Annotated in this window: 25 protein-coding genes; 9 read left to right on the forward strand and 16 right to left on the reverse strand. The window is 63.4% G+C overall.

What is annotated here, in order from left to right; translation table 11 throughout:
- Positions 1–86 precede the first annotated feature (86 nt).
- Positions 87–1307, forward strand: coding sequence for a hypothetical protein (locus tag IVB07_RS21460; RefSeq protein ID WP_247766650.1), 1221 nt, complete (start codon positions 87–89; stop codon positions 1305–1307).
- Positions 1308–1456: 149 nt separating this feature from the next.
- Here IVB07_RS21460 and IVB07_RS21465 read toward each other — a convergent pair whose 3' ends face one another.
- The 5 genes from IVB07_RS21465 to IVB07_RS21485 form a co-directional block, all read right to left on the reverse strand.
- Positions 1457–2161: a GrlR family regulatory protein gene (locus IVB07_RS21465; RefSeq protein WP_018456325.1), complete on the reverse strand. Its 705-nt coding sequence runs from the start codon at positions 2159–2161 to the stop codon at positions 1457–1459.
- 398 nt (positions 2162–2559) lie between these two features.
- Positions 2560–3381, reverse strand: coding sequence for a tetratricopeptide repeat protein (locus tag IVB07_RS21470; protein WP_018456324.1), 822 nt, complete (start codon positions 3379–3381; stop codon positions 2560–2562).
- A gap of 32 nt (positions 3382–3413) precedes the next feature.
- Positions 3414–4097, reverse strand: a complete 684-nt coding sequence (locus IVB07_RS21475; RefSeq protein WP_026233140.1) for a substrate-binding domain-containing protein — start codon at positions 4095–4097, stop codon at positions 3414–3416.
- Positions 4098–4115: 18 nt separating this feature from the next.
- Entirely contained in the window at positions 4116–4817 is a 702-nt protein-coding gene (locus tag IVB07_RS21480) for a GrlR family regulatory protein (RefSeq protein ID WP_018456322.1), read from the reverse strand.
- A gap of 194 nt (positions 4818–5011) precedes the next feature.
- Complete coding sequence (locus IVB07_RS21485; protein WP_018456321.1) at positions 5012–6046, reverse strand: glutamine synthetase beta-grasp domain-containing protein; 1035 nt, start codon at positions 6044–6046, stop codon at positions 5012–5014.
- A 538-nt stretch (positions 6047–6584) separates the two neighbouring features.
- Between IVB07_RS21485 and IVB07_RS21490 the strand changes: the two genes are divergently transcribed.
- The 3 genes from IVB07_RS21490 to IVB07_RS21500 all read left to right on the forward strand — a co-directional run bounded on the left by IVB07_RS21490 (position 6585) and on the right by IVB07_RS21500 (position 8421).
- Positions 6585–6788, forward strand: a complete 204-nt coding sequence (locus IVB07_RS21490; protein WP_007591835.1) for a DUF2735 domain-containing protein — start codon at positions 6585–6587, stop codon at positions 6786–6788.
- Between the two features lie 168 nt (positions 6789–6956).
- Positions 6957–7700 (forward strand): tyrosine-protein phosphatase, encoded by a 744-nt coding sequence (locus IVB07_RS21495; protein ID WP_018456319.1) that lies wholly within the window; start codon positions 6957–6959, stop codon positions 7698–7700.
- 40 nt (positions 7701–7740) lie between these two features.
- Positions 7741–8421: an SDR family oxidoreductase gene (locus tag IVB07_RS21500; protein WP_026233139.1), complete on the forward strand. Its 681-nt coding sequence runs from the start codon at positions 7741–7743 to the stop codon at positions 8419–8421.
- Here IVB07_RS21500 and IVB07_RS21505 read toward each other — a convergent pair whose 3' ends face one another.
- Entirely contained in the window at positions 8422–8769 is a 348-nt protein-coding gene (locus tag IVB07_RS21505; protein ID WP_018456317.1) for a GrlR family regulatory protein, read from the reverse strand.
- A gap of 143 nt (positions 8770–8912) precedes the next feature.
- Here IVB07_RS21505 and IVB07_RS21510 point away from each other — a divergent pair, with 143 nt between their 5' ends.
- Both IVB07_RS21510 and IVB07_RS21515 read left to right on the forward strand, forming a co-directional pair.
- Complete coding sequence (locus IVB07_RS21510) at positions 8913–9599, forward strand: DUF2161 family putative PD-(D/E)XK-type phosphodiesterase (RefSeq protein WP_018456316.1); 687 nt, start codon at positions 8913–8915, stop codon at positions 9597–9599.
- A gap of 95 nt (positions 9600–9694) precedes the next feature.
- Positions 9695–10000 carry a hypothetical protein gene (locus IVB07_RS21515; RefSeq protein ID WP_018456315.1) on the forward strand — a complete coding sequence of 102 codons (306 nt, stop codon included), beginning with the start codon at positions 9695–9697 and terminating at the stop codon, positions 9998–10000.
- 79 nt (positions 10001–10079) lie between these two features.
- Here the strand turns inward: IVB07_RS21515 and IVB07_RS21520 are convergent, their stop codons facing one another.
- The 7 genes from IVB07_RS21520 to IVB07_RS21550 form a co-directional block, all read right to left on the reverse strand.
- Complete coding sequence (locus tag IVB07_RS21520; RefSeq protein ID WP_026233138.1) at positions 10080–10709, reverse strand: GNAT family N-acetyltransferase; 630 nt, start codon at positions 10707–10709, stop codon at positions 10080–10082.
- 151 nt (positions 10710–10860) lie between these two features.
- Positions 10861–11262 carry a PaaI family thioesterase gene (locus tag IVB07_RS21525; RefSeq protein WP_026233137.1) on the reverse strand — a complete coding sequence of 134 codons (402 nt, stop codon included), beginning with the start codon at positions 11260–11262 and terminating at the stop codon, positions 10861–10863.
- Between the two features lie 171 nt (positions 11263–11433).
- Positions 11434–12636 (reverse strand): kynureninase, encoded by a 1203-nt coding sequence (gene kynU / locus IVB07_RS21530; RefSeq protein ID WP_247766658.1) that lies wholly within the window; start codon positions 12634–12636, stop codon positions 11434–11436.
- An 8-nt stretch (positions 12637–12644) separates the two neighbouring features.
- Entirely contained in the window at positions 12645–13484 is an 840-nt protein-coding gene (kynA, locus tag IVB07_RS21535; protein ID WP_018456311.1) for a tryptophan 2,3-dioxygenase, read from the reverse strand.
- Positions 13485–13517: 33 nt separating this feature from the next.
- Positions 13518–14327 (reverse strand): alpha/beta hydrolase, encoded by an 810-nt coding sequence (locus IVB07_RS21540; protein ID WP_018456310.1) that lies wholly within the window; start codon positions 14325–14327, stop codon positions 13518–13520.
- 228 nt (positions 14328–14555) lie between these two features.
- The gene (locus IVB07_RS21545; protein WP_018456309.1) at positions 14556–15833 is read right to left on the reverse strand and encodes an ArgE/DapE family deacylase; all 1278 of its coding nucleotides are present in this window, start codon (positions 15831–15833) and stop codon (positions 14556–14558) included.
- A 53-nt stretch (positions 15834–15886) separates the two neighbouring features.
- Entirely contained in the window at positions 15887–16612 is a 726-nt protein-coding gene (locus IVB07_RS21550; protein WP_247297463.1) for a pyridoxamine 5'-phosphate oxidase family protein, read from the reverse strand.
- A gap of 74 nt (positions 16613–16686) precedes the next feature.
- Here IVB07_RS21550 and IVB07_RS21555 point away from each other — a divergent pair, with 74 nt between their 5' ends.
- Together IVB07_RS21555 and IVB07_RS21560 are read left to right on the forward strand one after the other, a co-directional pair.
- Entirely contained in the window at positions 16687–18159 is a 1473-nt protein-coding gene (locus tag IVB07_RS21555) for a PLP-dependent aminotransferase family protein (protein WP_247766666.1), read from the forward strand.
- Positions 18160–18226: 67 nt separating this feature from the next.
- Entirely contained in the window at positions 18227–18475 is a 249-nt protein-coding gene (locus tag IVB07_RS21560) for a DUF6719 family protein (protein ID WP_018456304.1), read from the forward strand.
- A 3-nt stretch (positions 18476–18478) separates the two neighbouring features.
- Here the strand turns inward: IVB07_RS21560 and IVB07_RS21565 are convergent, their stop codons facing one another.
- Together IVB07_RS21565 and IVB07_RS21570 are read right to left on the reverse strand one after the other, a co-directional pair.
- Positions 18479–18841 (reverse strand): hypothetical protein, encoded by a 363-nt coding sequence (locus IVB07_RS21565; RefSeq protein ID WP_026233136.1) that lies wholly within the window; start codon positions 18839–18841, stop codon positions 18479–18481.
- A gap of 35 nt (positions 18842–18876) precedes the next feature.
- Complete coding sequence (locus IVB07_RS21570) at positions 18877–19041, reverse strand: hypothetical protein (protein ID WP_018456302.1); 165 nt, start codon at positions 19039–19041, stop codon at positions 18877–18879.
- Positions 19042–19458: 417 nt separating this feature from the next.
- Between IVB07_RS21570 and IVB07_RS21575 the strand changes: the two genes are divergently transcribed.
- Positions 19459–19662 carry a hypothetical protein gene (locus tag IVB07_RS21575; protein ID WP_247766668.1) on the forward strand — a complete coding sequence of 68 codons (204 nt, stop codon included), beginning with the start codon at positions 19459–19461 and terminating at the stop codon, positions 19660–19662.
- A gap of 55 nt (positions 19663–19717) precedes the next feature.
- On the opposite strand, the gene IVB07_RS21580 is transcribed toward IVB07_RS21575, so the two are convergent.
- On the reverse strand, positions 19718–20266 hold the full coding sequence (locus tag IVB07_RS21580) for a CreA family protein (protein ID WP_026233134.1): 549 nt from the start codon (positions 20264–20266) through the stop codon (positions 19718–19720).
- Positions 20267–20363 lie beyond the last annotated feature (97 nt).

Genomic DNA, 20363 nt, shown 5'->3' on the forward strand with positions numbered 1-20363 from the left:
GCACCGCAAGCGCGATTGCGATGGGGCCACTTCCAGACTTCGCCGATGGGTATATAGAATCATCGTCCACCCTGGAGAACGGCCAAGTGGCCCGAATAGAAACCTTCGTCTGGATCGTAACGACCTTCATAATCATTTTAGCCACCGCTCCACTACGGGCTTTGGCAACACCGGAAGCGTCTGCATGCGGGTACCTCGCTAGTCAAATTGATAAGGCGCAGCCAAGGCCGTTGTTTTTGCCCAGCTATCCGACCGTGGAATCGGGGCCTCTCCATGGCGCCGCATACCTCTATGACAATGCGGTGGCTGTCATCGCGTTGGTCGGTTGCGGTGAGCGAGACAAAGCAAGTCGGATGGGCGCGGCGATCCTCTGGGCCGTCGATAATGACCGGACCTGGCATGATGGACGGCTCCGAAACGCTTACGCCGCGGGTGTGGTGGCGAATGGCTCCGCCAAACTTCCGGGTTGGTGGGACAATAATCGGAACGAATGGTTGGAGGATCGATATCAGGTGGGAAGCGATGTTGGTAACATGGCATGGGCCATGTTGGCGTTGCTGTCGATTGATGATGTGAACACCGGCTCCCCGTTTCGCGATGGTGCAGCGCGGCTTGGCGCTTGGGTCGCGCAATGGGCCGATACGCGCGGTACTGGCGGTTTCACGGGAGGTACGTTTGGGCACGAACCGACGCCGGAAGTGCGGACGTGGAAATCGACTGAACATAATACTGACCTCGCCGCCGCGTTTGGTCTTCTTGCGATCCGCACAGGCGATTCGCGCTGGCGCGATAAGGCAACGGTTGCCGAGTACTTTGTAAATACGATGTGGGATCCGGGGTGCGTCTGTTTCGCCGCAGGAACCGCTGAAGACGGTGTCACGCATAATCCGATTTTGGCTCTGGATGCCCAGATCTGGCCTTTAACAGCGCTTCACGGAGCGGCCGGGAAATTTGCATCGGCAATGACGACCGCCGAACAGCGAATGAGTGTCGGCGGAGGCTTTTCTTACGGTGAAGACCGAGACGGTGTGTGGACCGAAGGTACGAGCCAAATGGCTCTCTTGATGAAATTGCTCGGCAAGACGAAGAGGGCAGATTCGCTGATCGCTGTCATCGAATCCCAGAGGTCGCCCGATGGTGGGTTCTATGCCACGACTGTCCGCGCGTTACCGACGGGGTTCGTGTTGGACACCGACCCGACCAAGCCGCGAAACTATTTCCGATTGTCACATCTTGGCGCAGCTTCGTGGGCTGCCCTTGCGGAAGGTGGGTTCAATCCCTTTACGATGACAAAAGGACTTCCCTAGCTGAGCCGCAGTGCTTCTCGTCGAGGCCGTTTCGATCTGTCCTGATTTCGATATGTCCGCTTGGGGGTCACTTGCCGACATTGCCGCGGCTCGGACGTCAGGCCTGTTGAGCCACTCGAGCGGAGATCCCAAATCTTTGAGTAACCGCCCTACGCCCGCCGCATCAGCTTGAGCGAGGCCGCGAGCCGCAGGCTGCGCTTGCCGGCGAGCGCGATGCCTTCGAGTTCGCCGCTGTCCGCCGTGCAGGTTCCGGAGAAGCCGATCCCGACCTCATAGCCGCCGAACACGGGGTTCTCGCCTTTTGCCGGCGTATGCTCCTGGTTGAGGATCTCGCCCTTCCAGCGGCCGTCAGCCGAGGAATAGGAGCCGAGATAGTAGAAGAACGCATCTCCGCCGAGGATGCGGCCGTCCATCAGCAGCATGACGCCGGAGAGCCCGGCATCGACGCCGTCGAGCGCGCGCAGATGGATCGCATAGAGCCCGTTCACCACCCCGCCTGGACCGATCGTCCCCTGCGGCGGCAACCCCTCGTCATCGAGCCGCGTGAGATTGGCCCAGAAACCGGCGCCCGGCATCGTGTCCGCGCTGCCCGCGAGACGGATCTGGTTGCCGACGAGTCGGCCGCGCGCGCCGATCGCGGCGACATCAGCCCCCATCAGCGGCTTGTAGTTGGGATCGTCGTTGTGCCGTTCGGTGATGACTTCGGCGATGATCTCGCCGTCGCGCTCGAAATAGCTTCCGAGATGCGCGAAGGCCGAATTTCCGCCCAGCAGCTTGCCATCATGCATGCACATGATGCTGCGGCCGAAGGCATCGTTGACGCCGTATTCAACCTTGTAGAGCCCGTCCAGCAACGCAAGTGACCCGCAAAATCATAAGGAAAGCACGCGCTACCTAGCACTGCCATCGCATCAAGACCATCGGGCTTTTTCGCGCAGGGCCATTCGCGAAGCCACGCCCTGCCATGATGCCATCATGCGCCTGTTTTGCCCGACGGCGCAAGCAATTTCGGCAATTCCGCATATGGCGATTTCACACCATTTGCAGGCCTGTGATTTCAACCACTTGGCTACTGTGCATGGGGTTGTTTTTCGAGTTTTTTTGTTTGGCCGGTCGCGAACGGCCTTGCGCACTCACCAAAGCCGGCTTCGAACCCGCCGGCCGAGGCGCTACGGCATGATCCGGAAAAATGCGCAGCGGTTTCCCGAAAAGATCATGCTCACAAATAAATCTACAGCGCGTTCATCGGGCTTTAGAAGCACAGCGTGGTGACGAGCTTGCCCTGCTTGTCCTTGATCGCATAGGGACAGCGCAGCCGCTCCAGCGCCTGCTTGGCATCCTCGTCGCCGAGCGCTGCGGCGCGCTCGTAGTAGGATTTCGCGGCGTCCTTGTCCTTTGGCCCGCCGCGGCCCTCCTGCGCGAAGGCGCCCATCCGCTCCAGCGCGCCGGGATGGTTTTGCGCGGCAGCCTTTTCGAACAGCGCGCGCGCCGCGGCGTCGTCCTTCGCCCCGCCCGTGCCTTCGGAGAGCATCATGCCGAGCTGGTACTGCGCCTCCGCGTTGGTCTCGGCGGCCTTGCCCAGCAATGCGCGCGCCTGTGCCGGATCGGCCGGCGCGGCACCGCCGCTGCCGCCAAGCGCGGCGAGATTGCTGATGCCGCGGGGATTGCCGGCCTGCGCCGCCTTCTCGAACAATTTCCGCGCCTGCGCTTCGTCCCTGGCGACGCCGGAGCCGGTACCGTAGGCCACGCCGAGCTCGACCATCGCCGCACTCGATCCCTTGTCGGCAGCTTTGCGCCAGGCTGCCATCGCGTCCGCCGGTTGCCGGTTGGCCGCATAGGCGCGGCCGAGCGCGAACATCGCGCGCCGCGACGACGGCGCGGCCTGCTTGCAGAACTTGATGGCGGTCGCAACGTCGGAGGCCGCAATCTCGGTCGCGCCCCTGACGTCGGCCGGCTTGTCGGGATCGCTGGGATCGGCCGCGACCCGGTCGCACAGCACGAGGTCGGCCGATTGCCCATGCCCCGACAACGGCACCGCAAGCGTGAGAAGGATGGCAACGAGGAAAGTCCGCATGGACGCCAGGTTGCGTCGCAGTCTCGGCAAATTCAAGGCTCGAGTCCCGATTGGCGCAGCACGGGGACCACCTCGGGCGATGCCAGATAGCGCAGCAGCCGGTCAGCGGCGTCGGCGTTCTCGGCGTTTGTCATCCGACCGGCGGAGAACACGGCCGGCGTTTGCAGATCGTGCGGGATCGGGCCGACCACCTCGATGCCTTCGACCTGCTTCAGCTCGCTGATCTGCTGCACCGCGAGGTCGGCCTCGCCGCTCACGAGCCGCTCCGCGGTAAAGCCCTGCTCGACGATGGTGGCCTTGGCGTTGATCTCTTCCGCGATCCCCATCTGCGCGATCAACCGGGCGAAATAGACCCCGCTCGCCCCCAGTCGCGAATAGGCCACCGACCGCGCCGCGAGCAGCGTGTTGCGCAGTGCGGATGCCGTGGCGATGTCGGGATGTGCCTGCTCTGCCCGCACCGCGATGCCGACGAAGGAGCGCGCGAGATCGGCAGCGCTCTCGGCGATCACACGGCCCTCGCCGATCATCTCGTCGAGCCCTTCGCGGGTGAGGATGACGAGATCGGCGGCCTCGCCGTCGCGCAACCGTTTGAGCAGCGCCAGCGTCGGCGCGAAATCGGCATCGATGTGGACGCCGGTCGCGGTCTCGTACGCGGAGGAGAGGCTGCGCATCGCGCCCATCAGGCCGAGCGTCGAGAGCATGCGAATTGTTTCCATCAGCGATTCCCGTGACGATCAGGCGCGGTGCATCAGCTTGAGCGCGGCGGTCAGGCGCAGGCTGCGCTTGCCGGCGAGCGCCGTTGCCTCCAGCACCGCCTCTTCGGCATCATAGGTGCCGGAGAAGCCGATGCCGACCTCGTGGCCGCCGAAGATCGGATCGTCCTTGGCCGGCGTGTGCTCCTGATTGAGGATCTGGCCCTTCCAGCGCCCGTTGGCGGCGGTGTAGCTGCCGAGATAATAGAACGATGCATCGCCGCCGAGGATGCGGCCCTTGTTGAGCAGCATCACGCCGGTGAGACCGCCGTCGACGCCATCGAGCATGCGCAGATGCACCGAGTAGAGCCCGTCGGCGATACCGGCCTCGCCGACACCGCCGGCGATCGGCATCTCGTCTTCGGTGATCGGTGTCATCAACGACTGAAAGGGTACGCCGGGCAGCTCCTTGAGCTCGCCCTTGAAGCGATAGAGATCGCCGTCGGCCCAGCCCTTGGCAAGCAACGTCGCATCGTCCGTGCCCGCCATGGCGCGATAGTTCGGATCGGGGTTGTGGCGGACGGTGTTGATCACGACGTCGACGCCGGCTTCGGTCTTCACGTAGGTGCCGATATGGGCGAAGGCCGAATTGCCGCCGAGCATCTTGCCGTTGCCGGCATGCATCACGCTCCGGCCGACCCGGTCGCCGAGCTGAAATCTCACCTTGTAGAAGCCTTCAAACACCAGCCGTCCCCGGCCCTGCGCGCACCCAGACGCAGTCTATCCCGCTTTCGGCGGCGATGGACAAGTTTCCGGCCATGAGGTCCGATGAGTCTCCGCAACGGCTGTCAGCAAAATGAAAAATCCGCCGAAGCCTTTCGGCTTCGGCGGATCGAAGTCCAACCGGGGCCAGCCCCCCAGCCCGGGCCGGGAGGATCTTAGGCGGCGGCCTTCTTGTCGGCCGGCACGGAGGCGATCGTCTTCAGGATCTGCGAAGCGATCTGGTATGGGTCGCCCTGCGAATTCGGACGACGGTCTTCCAGATAGCCCTTGTAACCATTGTTGACGAAGGAGTGCGGCACGCGGATCGAAGCACCGCGATCGGCAATGCCGTAGCTGAACTTGTTCCAGGGCGCGGTCTCGTGCTTGCCGGTCAGACGCTTGTCGTTGTCCGGGCCGTAGACGGCGATGTGGTCCATCAGGTTCTTGTCGAAGGCCGCCATCAGCGCCTCGAAGTACTCCTTGCCGCCGACCGTACGCATGTACTCGGTCGAGAAGTTGGCGTGCATGCCGGAGCCGTTCCAGTCGGTGTCGCCGAGCGGCTTGCAGTGGAACTCGATGTCGATGCCGTACTTCTCGGTCAGGCGCAGCATCAGGTAGCGGGCCATCCACATTTCGTCAGCGGCCTTCTTGGAGCCCTTGCCGAAGATCTGGAATTCCCACTGGCCCTTCGCGACTTCCGCGTTGATGCCTTCATGGTTGATGCCGGCAGCCAGGCAGAGGTCGAGATGCTCTTCGACGATCTTACGGGCGACGTCGCCGACGTTCGAGAAGCCGACGCCGGTGTAGTACGGACCTTGGGGCGCCGGATACCCCGAGGCCGGGAAGCCGAGCGGACGGCCGTCCTTATAGAAGAAGTATTCCTGCTCGAAACCGAACCAGGCGCCGGAATCGTCAAGGATGGTGGCGCGCTTGTTGGTCGGGTGCGGGGTCTTGCCGTCGGGCATCATGACTTCGCACATCACGAGCACGCCGTTGGTGCGGGCGCCATCCGGGAACACCGCGACCGGCTTCAGCACGCAATCGGAGCTGTGGCCTTCAGCCTGCTGGGTGGAGGAGCCATCGAAGCCCCAGAGCGGAAGCTGCTCGAGCGTCGGGAACGACGCGAATTCCTTGATCTGAGTTTTGCCGCGCAAGTTCGGAGTCGGCGTATATCCGTCGAGCCAGATGTACTCGAGCTTATACTTGGTCATTGAGCCTCTCTGTAGATGATGCGAAAGGTGGGGGCCGCAGGCCCCCGCACGATTGTTTACCCGGCCAACATCGGCCGACCCTTTCCAAGCATTTAACGTGCCAAAAGGCCGCAGCGCGGGAGGTTTTCCACCGCCGCCGGCCCCCTCTTCCCTCCCGGCGGATCGGCCAGTGCGCCGCGCGTCATAGCGGCGCACCTTTGCGTGAAGCTGCATCGCAAAAATCCCGCGGAAATCGCCCGATTTTGAAGCAGGCCGGCCCGGGTCTAAGGTTGCCGGCTAAACGCGCATCAACGTCGGGCAATATTCGCCAAGACTGCGACCGTCGCCCGCAACCTTCGCAACGGCCCACGCGTTAGCCACCCGAGCGCTGCCTTAGAGGAAGCAGAATGCAGTCTGCCTACAAAATAGGCCAACGCTGATTTCCTTTTCAGCACTTTGCATTTCGGAATGCACGGCCGATATGGGGATTCCAGTAACCACAAGCCAACGAGTCGGGCGCACCATGGAGGCCAGCGCTGCGATCTCGGGAGATAATGCAATGATGAACAATGGACTGAGTCACGGATCTGCACAGATCTACCAATTCCCTGTCGGGGGCCGCTCGGCTCTCGGGGGGCGCCGCAACGGTGAGACCCGCCTTCCCGCCAACCACGCCTCGCTTCCCGTGAACGAGACGATTTGCAGCGGCAGCTGGTACCATCAGGAAGCAGTCGATGAAGCCAAGCCGAAATGGGATCGCTGATGCCTGCGTTCGGTTCAATACCGCCGCGGTCTCTCGATGCCCGGCGTCAGTTCGAAAAAGGGTCGAAACAACGGTGTTTCGGCCCTTTTCCATTCCGGACTTGATTGCGGGATTATATGGTCGCGCAGGTGATCACAGACCGTTTCAAATGCCTGACAAGACACCTCCATGAAAGACTTCCCTGCCCGCCATCTCGCCCTGCAAGGCGCCAGCAATTTTCGCGACCTCGGCGGCTATCCGACCGCAGATGGCCGTATCACGCGATGGCGGCAGATCTTCCGCTCCAACCATCTCGGCCAGCTCACTGCTGCCGATATCGAGATCGTCCGCGCGTTGGGCGTGCGCAGCGCCTTCGATTTTCGCGGCGTCGAGGAACGCGCGGCGGGTGTCCGCGTGGTCAACGAGATCGCCGTGCATTCGCTGCCGATCGAGCCGACAGTCGTGGCTGCGCTGCGCGCCGAGCTCGGCAGGGGCAGGTTGACCGCGCCGGTCGCGCTCGAACTCATGCGCGAATCCTATCGCAACTATGTACGCCACAACACGGCCAGTTTCCGCAACCTGTTCGGGCATCTCCTGGAGGACCGCGCGCCGCTCGTGATCCACTGCACCGCCGGCAAGGACCGCACCGGCTTTGCCAGCGCGCTGATCCTGCATGCGCTCGGCGTATCTGATGACGTCATTGCCGAGGATTATCTGCTGACCAACCAGCACTACAAGCGCGACGCATCAAACGTCTCCGATCTTCCCGCCGATGTTCTCGACGCGATCGGCAACGTCGAGGCCTCGTATCTTGCGGCTGCTTTCGAGGCCGTCGGTAGCGAGTATGGCGATCTCGAAACCTACTTGCGCGACGGTCTCGAGCTCGGCACACCGGAGCGGATCGCACTGAAGGCGCGCTATCTGCAATCGTAGGCGGCCGTAAATCTTAAGCGGCCGTGCCGGGAGAACAATGATGCAAGGCAAGGTTCTGATCGTGACCGGCGCACTCGGCGCGCTCGGCAAGGTGGTCGCCGAGACCGCGCTGGCACGCGGCGCGCGCGTGGCCGGCATCGACCATGCGCCATCGCAAATCTCCGCGATGCCTGAGCGCATCGAGATCGGCGGCGTCGATCTGTCCGACGCAGCACAAGCAAAGACGGCGGTCGAGGCAGCGGCGAGACACTTTGGCGGGCTCGACGTGTTGGTTAACATCGCCGGTGGCTTCGCCTTCGAGACCGTCGGCGACGGCGACGTCAAGACATGGCAGCGCATGCATGCGCTCAACGTGCTGACGGCACTCAACGCCTCGCAGGCGGCCCTGCCGCATCTGGCCGCGTCCAAGGCCGGCCGCATCGTCAATATCGGGGCCATGGGCGCGCTTCAGGCCGGCTCCGGCATGGGCCCCTATGCGGCGTCGAAAGCCGGCGTCCACCGGCTCACCGAGGCGCTGGCGAGCGAGTGGAAAGGCAAGGTGACCGTGAACGCGGTGCTGCCCTCGATCATCGACACCAAGGCCAACCGCGCCGACATGCCGAAGGCCGACTTCGCCAAATGGGTGACACCGCAGGAACTCGCCGAAGTCATTCTGTTCCTCGCCAGCGATGCCGCCAGCGGCGTCACCGGCGCGCTGATCCCGGTTGGCGGGCGGGTGTAATCAATCCGGCACCAAGAGCCGGAGATTGCCTCTGAAACGGATGCTCTGCTTGCCGGCGAGCGCGATGCCCTCGCCGTACGCGGTCTCGCCATTGTAAGTGCCACTGAAGCCGATGGTCACGACCTTGCGGCCCCACACCGGGCGCTCGTCGAACGAGGGGGAATGCTCCTCGTTGGTCAGCTCGCCCTTCCACTTGCCGTTGGCCGAGGTGTAGCTGCCGTAGGCGAAGAAGAATGAGTCCCCGCCCCGCATGGTGCCGTCGCGCATCACCATGACGCCTTGGTTGCCGCCCTGAACGGCATCCAGCATTTCGATGCGGATATGATAGAGCCCATTCCTGATGGTCATCTTCGTGAAGCGCCCGATTGTCCCACCCGCAGGATAGCCGGATCATCTGTTCCCGATCAAATGGCGCAGAGCTCTAAGTCCACTCCGGGGCTAAACTGCCGCAGACTGATTCTCCGATCGAACGTGACATTCGGAAGCTTCCTTTGGAAACCACGCTCTATCTGCCTGTCAAACGCTTCCTCGAAGAGCTCGGCTTCACGGTCAAGGGCGAGATCGGCGGCTGCGATCTCGTGGGCCTCAGCGCCGGCGATCCTCCGGTGGTGGTGATCGGCGAGCTCAAGCTGACCTTCAATCTCGAGCTGATCCTTCAGGCGGTCGATCGTGCACCGGCCGGCGACGAGGTCTGGATTGCGGCAAAGATGTCAGCGCGCGGCAAGGGACGCGAGACCGACGCACGGTATCGCAATCTCTGTCGCCGCCTCGGCTTCGGCATGCTCGGGGTGACCGACCGCGGTCAGGTCGAGGTGCTGGTGAAGCCGCCGACGGCAGCCCCACGCCGGGAGCCGAAGGTCCGTTCGCGCCTGGTCGCAGAGCATCAGCGCCGCCAGGGCGATCCGGCGCTGGGCGGCAGCACGCGCGCGCCGATCATGACGGCCTATCGGCAGCAGGCACTGGCCTGCGCCTCGGAGCTCGCGGCAGGCCCGCGGCGGGTGAGCGAATTGCGCCGGCGCTGTCCCGATGCCGGCAAGATCATGCTTAACAATGTGTATGGCTGGTTCGAACGCACCGAGCGGGGAATCTACGGGCTGACGGAAGCTGGCCAGGCGGCGCTGAAACGCTGGCCACAACAGCGGGTTGCGGATGTTGCCGGTCTCCCGTCACTACCCTGACACCCAACCGGTGCATAGCTGAGATGCCACACCGATTTCATATTGCAATGCAACATAGACGGCACTAGGTATCCCGGCATCGAAACGAGGCCGTTATGAACGCAAACTGGAATACCAAATATGGCACGCGGCGCGTGCGCCACGATCCCCCGACCTTAGACGAGGCGATCTTCGCCGCCGTCGGCATCACCGATGATCAGGAGCAGCAGGCCGAGATCGCCGCAGCCTTGATGGGCATGCCGCTCGATGTCGTCCAGGCCGAGGTCAAGAAGCAGGTTCGCACCAACAGCCGCATCACCTCGACCCGCGTGATCGCCGGCGAACAGGGTGCGCAGCGCTCGGTGGTGGTCGAACGCCGTGTCGTGCGCCGCTTCGGCAACGACAAGCGCACCGGCACCTGACGGCCTAGTCCCTACATACAATACAAAAGCGGACCGGTTTTGCCGGTCCGCTTTTTTGATTCCAATCGGATTTTTCAGGTCAGGCGGCGCGATTGCCGTAGATGCTGGAGATGATCTTCCAGCAGGTCGAGTTGAAGCTGATAAGAGCGCGGCCGGCCCTGAATGGCGAGGCCGCGAGATCAGCGAGTTCGTCCTCAGGCGCCTTGGCGAGATCGATCGTGCCGGTCGATTCGCCATGACGGAATTGCAGATGCGCCCCGAACTTCCTGGCGAGCGCGCGCATCGGGTGATTCTCGGCGCCGGTGGTGATGCGCAGGCGCTTGTAGCCTTTCCAGCGCGCTTCCGCGATCAGGCGGCTGAACAGCACGGTGCCGACGTTCTGGCGCCGCGCCGAAGCTTCCACGCTGAAGGCGACCTCGGGCAGCGAATCGCCCTCGGGCGGATGCAGCTCGGCCGCACCGCGGACCACGCCATCGACGATATAGGCGACAATAACGGTGCCGTCCTCGGCACAGCGGGCGGCGTAACGCTCGATAAAACTGTCGTCGAGAAAACCGTTGAAGCGGTCGTGCCGGCTTTCGGCATCGAGCCTCAGCAGGTGATCGCGCAAAAGCGGCAATTCTTCCTGCTGGCTCAAGGTCCGCACGTAGCCCTGAACGGACTTCGGGCGGTTGGTTATTTCAAGTCCAAAATCTGCTGCGAGTGACAAGTCAAAACTCCTCTTGGTGTCCCTCGAGGAGGCGTTCGAATCCCTAGGCCTCCAATATTGTGCATCGCAACAAACTTTTCAAGACGGGAACCTGCCCAAGTTTCGGGCATCGGAAGCGACTAATTCTTTAATAAAATCAAGCCCCCCGTATTCACACGAGGACCAGCTGGGTCTGCGTCACAACGGCAACCAGCTTGCCGTCCTCGGTCTCCAGCCGGGTGGTCCAGACCTGGGTCCGCCGGCCTCTGTGGATTGGGGTGGCGGTCGCGATTACCGTGGTTCCCTCCTTGGCCCCGCCGATGAAGTTGGTCTTGCTCTCGAGCGTGGTCGTGCCCTTGGCGTCCTCCGGCAGATTGATCACGGTGGCCGCCGCGCCGACGGAATCGGCCAGCGCCATCACCGCGCCGCCGTGAATGGTATGATGAAGCGTGCAGAGATCGGGCCTGACCGTCATCCGCGCCACCACGCGATCCCTCTCGGCCTCGACGAACTCGACGCCCTTGAGTTCGGCAAACGGCATCTTCATTGCTTTAAGTTTATCGAGCGGCGTCATCGGATCTCCTCCCAAATCATTCTGCTCACAGGGTGAATTGCTCTTCGCGGCAAAGCAATGACGTCCGAGGTCGTCATTGCGAGCGCAGCGAAGCAATCCAGAATTTTTCTGCGGATACATTTCTGGATTGCTTCGCTGCGCTCGCAATGACGGGGAGACAGCGTTCGTACCTCACGTCACCGCATTCACCACCTGATACTCCGGCCGCCGCCAAATTTCGCCCGCGATCACTTCTTCGATGAACTCGGCTGCCCGCACGATCTCGCCCTCACCGATATACAGCGGCGTGATGGCAAATCTCATGATGTCAGGCGCGCGGAAATCGCCGATGACGCCGCGGGCGATGAGAGCTTGCATCGCGGCATAGCCGCCGCCGTAGGCGAAGGAGACCTGAGAGCCGCGACGCTCATGCGTGCGCGGCGTAACAAGCTTCAAGGACGGACAGCGGCGTTCGACCTCGGCAATCAGGAGATCGCCGAGGGCCAGCGAGCGGGCCCGGACCTCGGCAATATCGACGCGATCCCAGATGTCGAGCGAAGCTTCCAATGCCGCCATTGCCAGCACCGGCGGCGTTCCCACGCGCATGCGCTCAACGCCACCTGCGGCCGCATAGGCAAGCTCGAACGCGAACGGCTTTGCATGCCCCATCCAACCCGACAAAGCGGCGCGCACGCTGTCGGCGTGGCGCGGCGCAACGTAGAGGAAGGCCGGCGCGCCGGGGCCGGCGTTGATGTATTTGTAGGTGCATCCAGCGGCGAAATCCGCGCCGGTGCCTGCAAGGTCAACCGGCAGCGCGCCGGCCGAATGCGCGAGGTCCCAGACCGTGACGATGCCGAGCGCATGCGCTCTTGCAGTCAGCTTCGCCATGTCGTGGCGCCGTCCGGTGCGGTAATCGACCTCGGTGATGTAGAGCACCGCGATCTCCTCCGACAACGAAGCCTCGATCTCCTCCGGCGCCACCAGGCGCAATTGATGGCCACGGCCAAGGGTCGCGATCAGGCCTTCGGCCATGTAGAGGTCGGTCGGAAAGTTGCAGGTGTCCGATAGAACGACCTTGCGCGACGCGTTCATGTCGAGCGCGGCGGCGAGCGCCTGATAGACCTTGAGCGACAGCGTATCTCCGACCATGACGGAGCCGGCTTCCGCACCGATCAGGCGCGCGATGCGATCGCCGACATGGCGCGGCTGGGCATACCAGCCAGCCGTATTCCAGGCGCGGATCAAGTCATCGCCCCACTCGGCGGTGATGACGCGGCTGACGCGCTCGGCAACGCCAAGCGGCAACGCGCCGAGCGAATTGCCGTCGAGATAGATCACACCGTCCGGCATATGGAACAGCGCTTTGGTGTCGTCGTAGACGCGAAGCTTGGTCATGGAATTCTCTACAGGATCGTGCGCACGCGCCAGAGTTCCGGAAACAGCTCGACCTCCAGCATGCGCTTGAGGTAGCTGACGCCGCCGGTGCCACCGGTGCCGCGCTTGAAGCCGATGACGCGCTCGACCGTCGTCACATGGTTGAAGCGCCAGCGCCGGAAATAGTCCTCGAAATCGACCAGCTTCTCGGCGAGCTCGTAGAGCATCCAGTGCGTTTCCGGCGCCTCGTAGACGATACGCCAAGCCTGCAGCACACCTTCATTGAAGCTATGAGTCTCGCGAACATCGCGCGCCAGCACGGCCGCAGGCATCTTGAGCCCGTTGCGGTCAGCGAGCCGCAGCACCTCGTCATAGAGGCTTGGCGTTGCGAGCTCGGCTTCGAGCAGCTGCGTTGTTTCCAGATCGTGCGCGTGCGGCTTGAGCATGGCGTGGTTGCGGTTGCCGAGCAGGAATTCGATCTGCCGGTATTGCCGCGACTGGAAGCCTGAGGACTGGCCAAGCTGCGAGCGGAAGCGCGTATACTCGCTGGGCGTCATGGTGCGCAGCACGTCCCAGGCGCCGTTGAGCTGCTCGAAGATGCGCGACATCCGTGCCAGCATCTTCATTGCAGGCTGCACCTCATCCTTCGCGATCGAACGGCGTGCGGCGCTGAGCTCGTGGATGGCGAGCCGCATCCACAGCTCGGTGGTCTGATGCTGGATGATGAACAGCATCTCGTCATGGGCTTCCGACAGGGGATGCTGCGCGCCGAGGATCGCGTCCAGCGCCAGATAGTGTCCATAGGACATGCGCCGGGCGAAATCGGTCTCAGCGCCTTCGCTTGCGGGATCGTATTGGCTGGACGTCATGGCAGGCCCTTTCGATCGATCTTCAAGGCCTCGTCAGTCGAGGCCGATCAGGCGCGCGGTGGTGGGCGACGACGGGTCCTTGAGGGCGTCGATCACGGTGAAATGGTTCAGCCCGGGATCGACGACAAGACGCGTCGGCACATCGAAACCAGTCCAGACGTTGGCCATCAGATCGGACTGGCGGATGAATTCGGGCCGCTCGTTGCCACCGACCCAGGCGGTCACCGGCGAAGGCCCGCGCGGCAGATGCAGCGCCGCGCTTTCCAGCGTCGCCTCCTCCATCGTCATGCGCAGGGTGTCGTTCATCCTGGTCTTGAGCAGCGGACGCAGATCATGCAGGCCGCTGATGGACAGCGTGCCGGCGACGCGGTTGTAGACGGCGGGCTCCAGCCGGCTGTCGTCGCACAGCATACGCGTAACGAGATGCCCGCCGGCGGAATGGCCGGCGAGCCGGATCGGGCCCGCGACCAGCGAGGCCGCCTTGGCAATCGCTGTGGTGATTTCCGCCGTAATGTCGGAGATGCGCGCGGCCGGCGTCAGCGTGTAGCTTGGCAGTGCCACCGTCCAGCCGTGATGGCGCGCGCCTTCGGCGAGATCAGTCCATGTCGACTTGTCGAAGCGCATCCAGTAGCCGCCGTGGACGAACACGACGAGGCCCTTGCTGTCGCCGTCGGGCAAGATCAGATCGAGGCGCTGGCGCTCACCGGGGCCATAGGCGATGTCAGCGCGAAACTCCTTCAGCCCGGCGCGATAAGCCGCCGCCCGCTCCGCCCACAGCGCCGGTATCTTGTCCGAGCCCGGGATATGGGCCGAATTGGCGTAGGCGTCATCCCAATCGCGCATCGTGCTTCCTCGACGGACTCAAGGCCTTGTGGACCAGGCGCCAGTCTGCCACCAGCGCGGGCGGCATCCTAGTCTTTCTTTAAGCTTAAAGGATTTGGGCGCCGGTGGATTGGGCAGCCGGAAGATGGTTCGTTCCCCAGGGCGCAGCGCAGCGTGAAACGATGCGCTGCTGAACCGCGGTCCAAATGTGCGGTGACGTGGGTCCTGGCTCTGTCCGGGACACGAGGGCTACCCCTGCTCCACCCCGCACCAATCCGCGATGAACAGCGCCATTGCCTTGGTCGTCTTTTTCAGCGAGTCCAGATCGACATATTCATTGAAGCCGTGCATCTCGCCGCCACTCGCGCCGAAGCACAGGCTCGGGATGCCGTGATTGAGGCCGTAGAAGCGGGTGTCGGTAAGCGCGGTGAAGACGAGGTCTTCGATTTGGCCGCCATAGACGGTGCTGAAGGCCTTGCCGAACGCCGCCTCAGGCGCGGTGGCATTGGTCAGCTCATAGCCTTCCGACAAAAAGCCCGACCATTCGATCTCCGGCGGATTGTTGGCGAGGAAGCGGTGGTTGCGTGCGGCGGCGGCGACACACGCAAGAATCTCCTTCTGGTGCTCGGCGATCGACCAGCCGGGCAACACGGCAATCCGGCAATCGACGTCGCACCAGGCCGGCACGCTGGAGGCCCAGTCGCCGCCCTTGATGATGCCGGGGTTGAAGTTGATGGGATGGTTCAGCGTCTTGAAGTGACGATCGGCTTTCGCGCGCTCGTTCCACTCGATCTCGAGTTTTTGCAGCGCCTGGATCAAATGATAGGCCGCCATGATTGCATTCGCGCCGGAGCCGGCGAAGGCGACATGGGTCGGATGGCCCTTCACGCGCAGGCGGAACCAGATCACGCCCACCTGCGAGCGCACCATCTTGCCGCCGGTCGGCTCAGGAATGAAGCAGGCATCCGCACGATAGCCTCGTTGAAGCGTCGAGAGCGCCCCGACGCCGGTGCTCTCCTCCTCGATCACAGACTGGAAGTGAATCCGCGCCGTCGGCCTCAGGCCCGCGGCCCTGATCGCATCGAGCGCGGAGAGCGCTGCGATGGTGCCCGACTTCATGTCGCAGGCACCGCGACCGAACATCTTGCCGTCCTTGATGACGGGCGAGAACGGCGGGGTGTCCCACAATTCCAGCGGCCCCGCGGGCACCACGTCGCAATGGCCCTGGAGGATCAGCGATTTGCCCGCCTCGGTTTTGGGCCGGTACGTGCCGACCACAGTGCGCGCCTTCGAAAAATCGTGCTCGATGGGCCCGAAGCCGCGCAGATCCTTGAGGTCGTCGACATTGATGTGCCAGTCGTCGACCTCGTAGCCGCGCGCGCGCAGGAGGTCGCCCATCATGTCCTGGCATGGCCCCTCCGCACCGCGCGTCGAGGGGATCGCGACGAAATCGCGTGTGGTCGCGAGCTGGGCTTCGAAGCCGGCATCAACGGCGTCAAGAATCCTCTGCTGCGTTTCGGCATTCATCAGGCAACTCCAATCGGCATTGAGATCATCGATGGAGCGTAAGCTAACCGATTTCAGCCGTTCGGGTACTCTGCAAAATAGGCATCCCGCAATGCGTCTTCGAGCAGCCGGCCCTCCGAATAGCCATTCAGTGTCGCCGGCCGGCTCACGCCGTCGAGCAGCCGCGGGCAAGGTTCCGGCGCACCGAGCACGGTGCGCACCGGGATGCGCTCGGCATAGATCGGCAATTCATAGTCCTCGTCGTCGTCGGCGACACCCTTGGCCCGGATTTTCGCGGAGGCTTCCTCGATCTCCATCGCGATAAAGGAGGTCGCCTTGATCTCCTGCGTGTTGCTCGCCCGCAGGCTGGCGGTGCGATCCGGGAAGAAGCGGTCGACCATCGCGATCACCGCGCGTTCTTTCTCCTCGGGATCGGTGACGAGATAGGCGGTGCCGAATGCCATCACGGCGCGGTAATCGGCCGAGTGATTGAACCCGCAGCGCGCCAGCACCAGGCTGTCGAGATGGGCGACCGTCAGGCACACGCGCTCGCCCAGGGTCTGGTTGCGCAGCATGCGGCTGGCGCTCGAGCCGTGCCAGTACAGTTTCGTCCCTTCGCGCCAGAAGAAAGTCGGCGTGCAATAGGGCTGGCCGTCGATGGCGTAGGAGACGTGGCAGAGCATCGAGGAATCCAGGATGCGATGAACGGTGTCGTGATCGTAGAAGCCGCGGTCGTGACGGCGCTTCACCTGATTGCGCGCGGATGTCGGATAGGAATTCTGGTTCTCGGTCTGGCTCACGGCCGCTCCTGTCGGATTTGAACAATTCCAGAGCAGTTGTATCCGTGGATTTGGTCTGCGATAGTGCCAATTCCATGCGAAAAATTCCGACCAATTCTGTCCCCTCGCCGGCCAAAGCCGAGCTGCCGCTCGACCTCGCAGGCCCGCACATCACGGCTGGCGCCTCGTCGGCGCACCGGCTGTATCAGGCACTGTGCGAGATGATCGTCGGCGGTCTGGTGAAACCCGGCGAGCCGCTGCCGCCGTCGCGCACGCTGGCCAAACAGACCGGCTTTCGGCGCAATGCCGTCGTCACCGCCTATGAGCGGCTGATCGCCGACGGCTTTGCCGACGCAACCGTCGGCTCCGGCACCTTCGTCGCCGCGCGCATCCCCGCGCGCGCGGCCGAGCCGAAGCGGCCCAAGATCAGCGTCGAAACGCCGGGGCAAGGCGCGTTTTCACTCGGCTGCACCCATATCGACGCGCGTGCCGTGCAGCATTTCCGGGCCTTTGTCGGCCGTCGCATGCGCGCCTTCGGCGCGGAGCATCTGCACTATGGCGATCCCCGTGGCAGCCGCGAACTGCGTGCGGCGATCGCCGATCATCTGTTGTCGGCGCGGGGCCTGCGCTGCGATCCCGATCAGATCATGCTGACGTCAGGCATGCTGCACGCGCTGCGCATCTTGCTGAGCGCAATCCTGAAGCCCGAAGATCAGGTCTGGTGCGAGGACCCAGGTTACCCCGCCGCGCGAAAAACCATCGCGCATTGCGGCTATCGTGCCGTCTCCGTTCCCGTCGACGCGCACGGCATGCGTGTCGCCAAAGGCCGCGCAGCGGCGCCGTCCGCGCGCGCAGCCTATGTGACGCCGTCGCACCAGTTTCCGCTGGGTGTGCAGATGTCGATGCCGCGGCGGCTCGAGCTGCTGGACTGGGCCAGGCAGGCCGGCGCCTTCGTGCTGGAAGACGATTACGACAGCGAATTCCGTTACGACGGCGCGCCGCTGATGTCGCTGGCCGGCATCGATCACCTCCAGCGCGTGATTTACATGGGCACGTTCGCCAAGACGTTGTTTCCGGGCCTGCGCATCGGCTATTGCGCCCTGCCCGAGCGCTTGATTGCGGATGTGACCGCGGCGCGGGCTGCGCTCGACCGCTTTCCCGGCACGCTGATCGAGGGTGCGGTGGCCGACATGCTCAATTCCGGCGCGTTCGCGGCGAACCTGAAGCGCGTGCGCAAGCTTTACCGCGAGGCGCGCGACGCGCTGGCCGGGAGGCTCGAAGCCGCATCCGATGGCGTGCTGTCGGTGCCGGTCCCATCACAGGGTCTGCATCTAGTCGCCCGGTTCGATCCCTCGGTCGATCTGTCTGTGGCGGCGAAAGCCAAGCAGGCCGCGGGCGCCGAAGGCTGGCTGTTGGCCGACACCTATTCACGCGCGCGCCCACAGCCCGGTTTCGTGCTGGGATTTTCCGGCCACGCGGTTTCGAAGCTCGTGGCCTCCGCCGAACGACTCGCGCGGGAATCGCGAGCGGCCTTGCGCGCGAGGAGCAAGCCGGCCGGGCGGGCATGACGAACGTTCACTATGAGAATCGGCTGCCGCTCCCTACATTGCGACATCGATGCTGGGAGCTCTCACCATGCTGCTACGCCGCGCGACTTGCCTCTCGCTCCTGATCTTCATCGCACTCGCTGCGACAGCGCGCGCAGGTACCGTCGGACGCGAGCAGGACATCGTCGACCTCAAGCTCGGCCAGCGCGTTCAAGTGGACGACGGAACCTGTCCCGCCGGACAGGTCAAGGAAGTGCGAGGCGCCAAAATGACCGACAAGGGCGTCGCACGGACGAGCATCTGTGTGTCGCGGTTTGGTCCAAAATCAAAGCGATGAGCGCTACTTCGCCGGATCGAACATGCATTGCAGGGTCGGCTTGGCGATCTTGGTGAAGGTCGGGCCGATTTCGGTCTGCTTTGCGGCCGGCACCCAGTCGGTCTCGATCGTCGGCACCCCGGTCTCGCTGATGCCGCGCAGCAGGGCCTCGCGAAGATCGCGATCCTCGACGACGGCGGCAGCATGATCATGCAGGCAGCCGCAGACCTCTTCCGGATGCTCCCACCGTCCGAGCATGCGCGGCGCGCATTGCCTCACGAACTCGGTACGGGGATCGGGTAATCTGGATGGAGAGCGCACCTGCGCCTGAACGGCACTGATCGTCAGAAGGGATATGAACGCCGCAGCGCAGGAACGAACAAGCATGATGGCCTTTATTGGCTGATTTTTCTTGTTGGCGATCAGAAGCGCGCGGCAACCACGATCGGCTGCGGTGCCGGGATCATGATCGGCGAGCCGCTGTACTGGAAAGTACCGATACCCGGGACATTGCCGTCCGGCGAGCCTGCGAACGAGGAGCCGGCGAGCACGAAACCGAAAGCAAGGATGAGGCTGAGCGTGCGCATGAAGTTCTCTCCGAATTCGGTGGCCGGCGTGCGCCGTCGTCGTCGTGAGGTTGATAACCATGGGCGGTTTCGCGCGTGATGCGCCAAAGCCGGAAAATGGTTTCGTCTCCGTGAGAATTGTTTCGTCCCGCTCGAGGCGACGACATATTCCATGGAAAATCTCAATCTTTTCAGATGGGTCGTGCGGTCACCCAATGTAGCTTGGCAGGTTCCGGCGAGCTCGGATGCGCCGCGGAACGCCGGCGCCGTCATGATCCCGCCTCACACCCTTCACATGCGTTTTACGTTTTTCTGCTGAAGAGAAGCCGAACGAAGGCTGGGTCCTGTCGAACCGGGGGCGCTTCGACTGCGACCCAAGCTATCGAGACCGAGGACGCCCGAGCATCGCCGAGCGTGTTCATGTGAGGAACAGCCATCATGACCGCGCAGAATCGCGCAACGACGCGCGATGCGGACCAACGAACGGACCGCCGGGAGCAACGACCTGTTCACAGCCATTCGCCTAGCGAAATGGCGCTACAATCGAGCCGGGGCTTTGAGGCCACGCCGCAGTCATTCGTGCGGCTGACCGGCTCGCATCTTGCAAAACCGCGCGCCATCCGCGCTGACATCATCGAGTGAACGCAAACCCCTCACTGAGTGCACGCGAGAGCGTCACTGAGTGAACGCAAGAGCGTCACTGAGTGAAGAACTCTCCGCACTTCTGGACGTTGGCGTCCGCCGGTCCCCACGGCATGACCGGCACGGTCGAGGTCGAGTTCTTCGGCGAACCCTCGATCAGCCTGTCCGAATAGACCATGTAGACCAGCACGTTGCGCTTCGCGTCACAGCCGCGCACGATCTGCATCTTCTTGAAGAACAGCGAGCGGCGCTGGCGGAACATGTCGTCGCCCTGCTCCATCTTGTTCTTGAACTTGATCGGGCCGACCTGACGGCAGGCGAGCGAAATGTCCGAGACTTCCTCGGCAAGGCCCAGCCAGCCCTTGAAGCCGCCCTTCTCCGGCACCGTAAAATGACAGGCCACGCCCTCGACTTCAGGATCGTCGAGGCCGTAGGTCGCAAGCTTGTCGTTCGGGCTCATCCATTTGAACACGGTCGAGCGGCGAAAGATCAGATCCGGCTCGTCGGCGGCGAAGGCGGACGCTGCCGGCACGGTCAACGCCATGAGGAATAAAGCGAGGCCTTTCAAGCGGATGCTGGAAAGACTGCGGAAACGAGATGACATGAACCTCTCCGGTAACAACTTCCAGCAATGTAGGGATGAGGCGACCGATCAGGAAGACGACCGGCAAGCCGACACGGCCGCCGTTTACCGCTCCGTG

It is taken from the genome of Bradyrhizobium sp. 172 (assembly GCF_023101065.1).
In the GTDB taxonomy this organism is placed as follows: domain Bacteria; phylum Pseudomonadota; class Alphaproteobacteria; order Rhizobiales; family Xanthobacteraceae; genus Bradyrhizobium; species Bradyrhizobium canariense_D.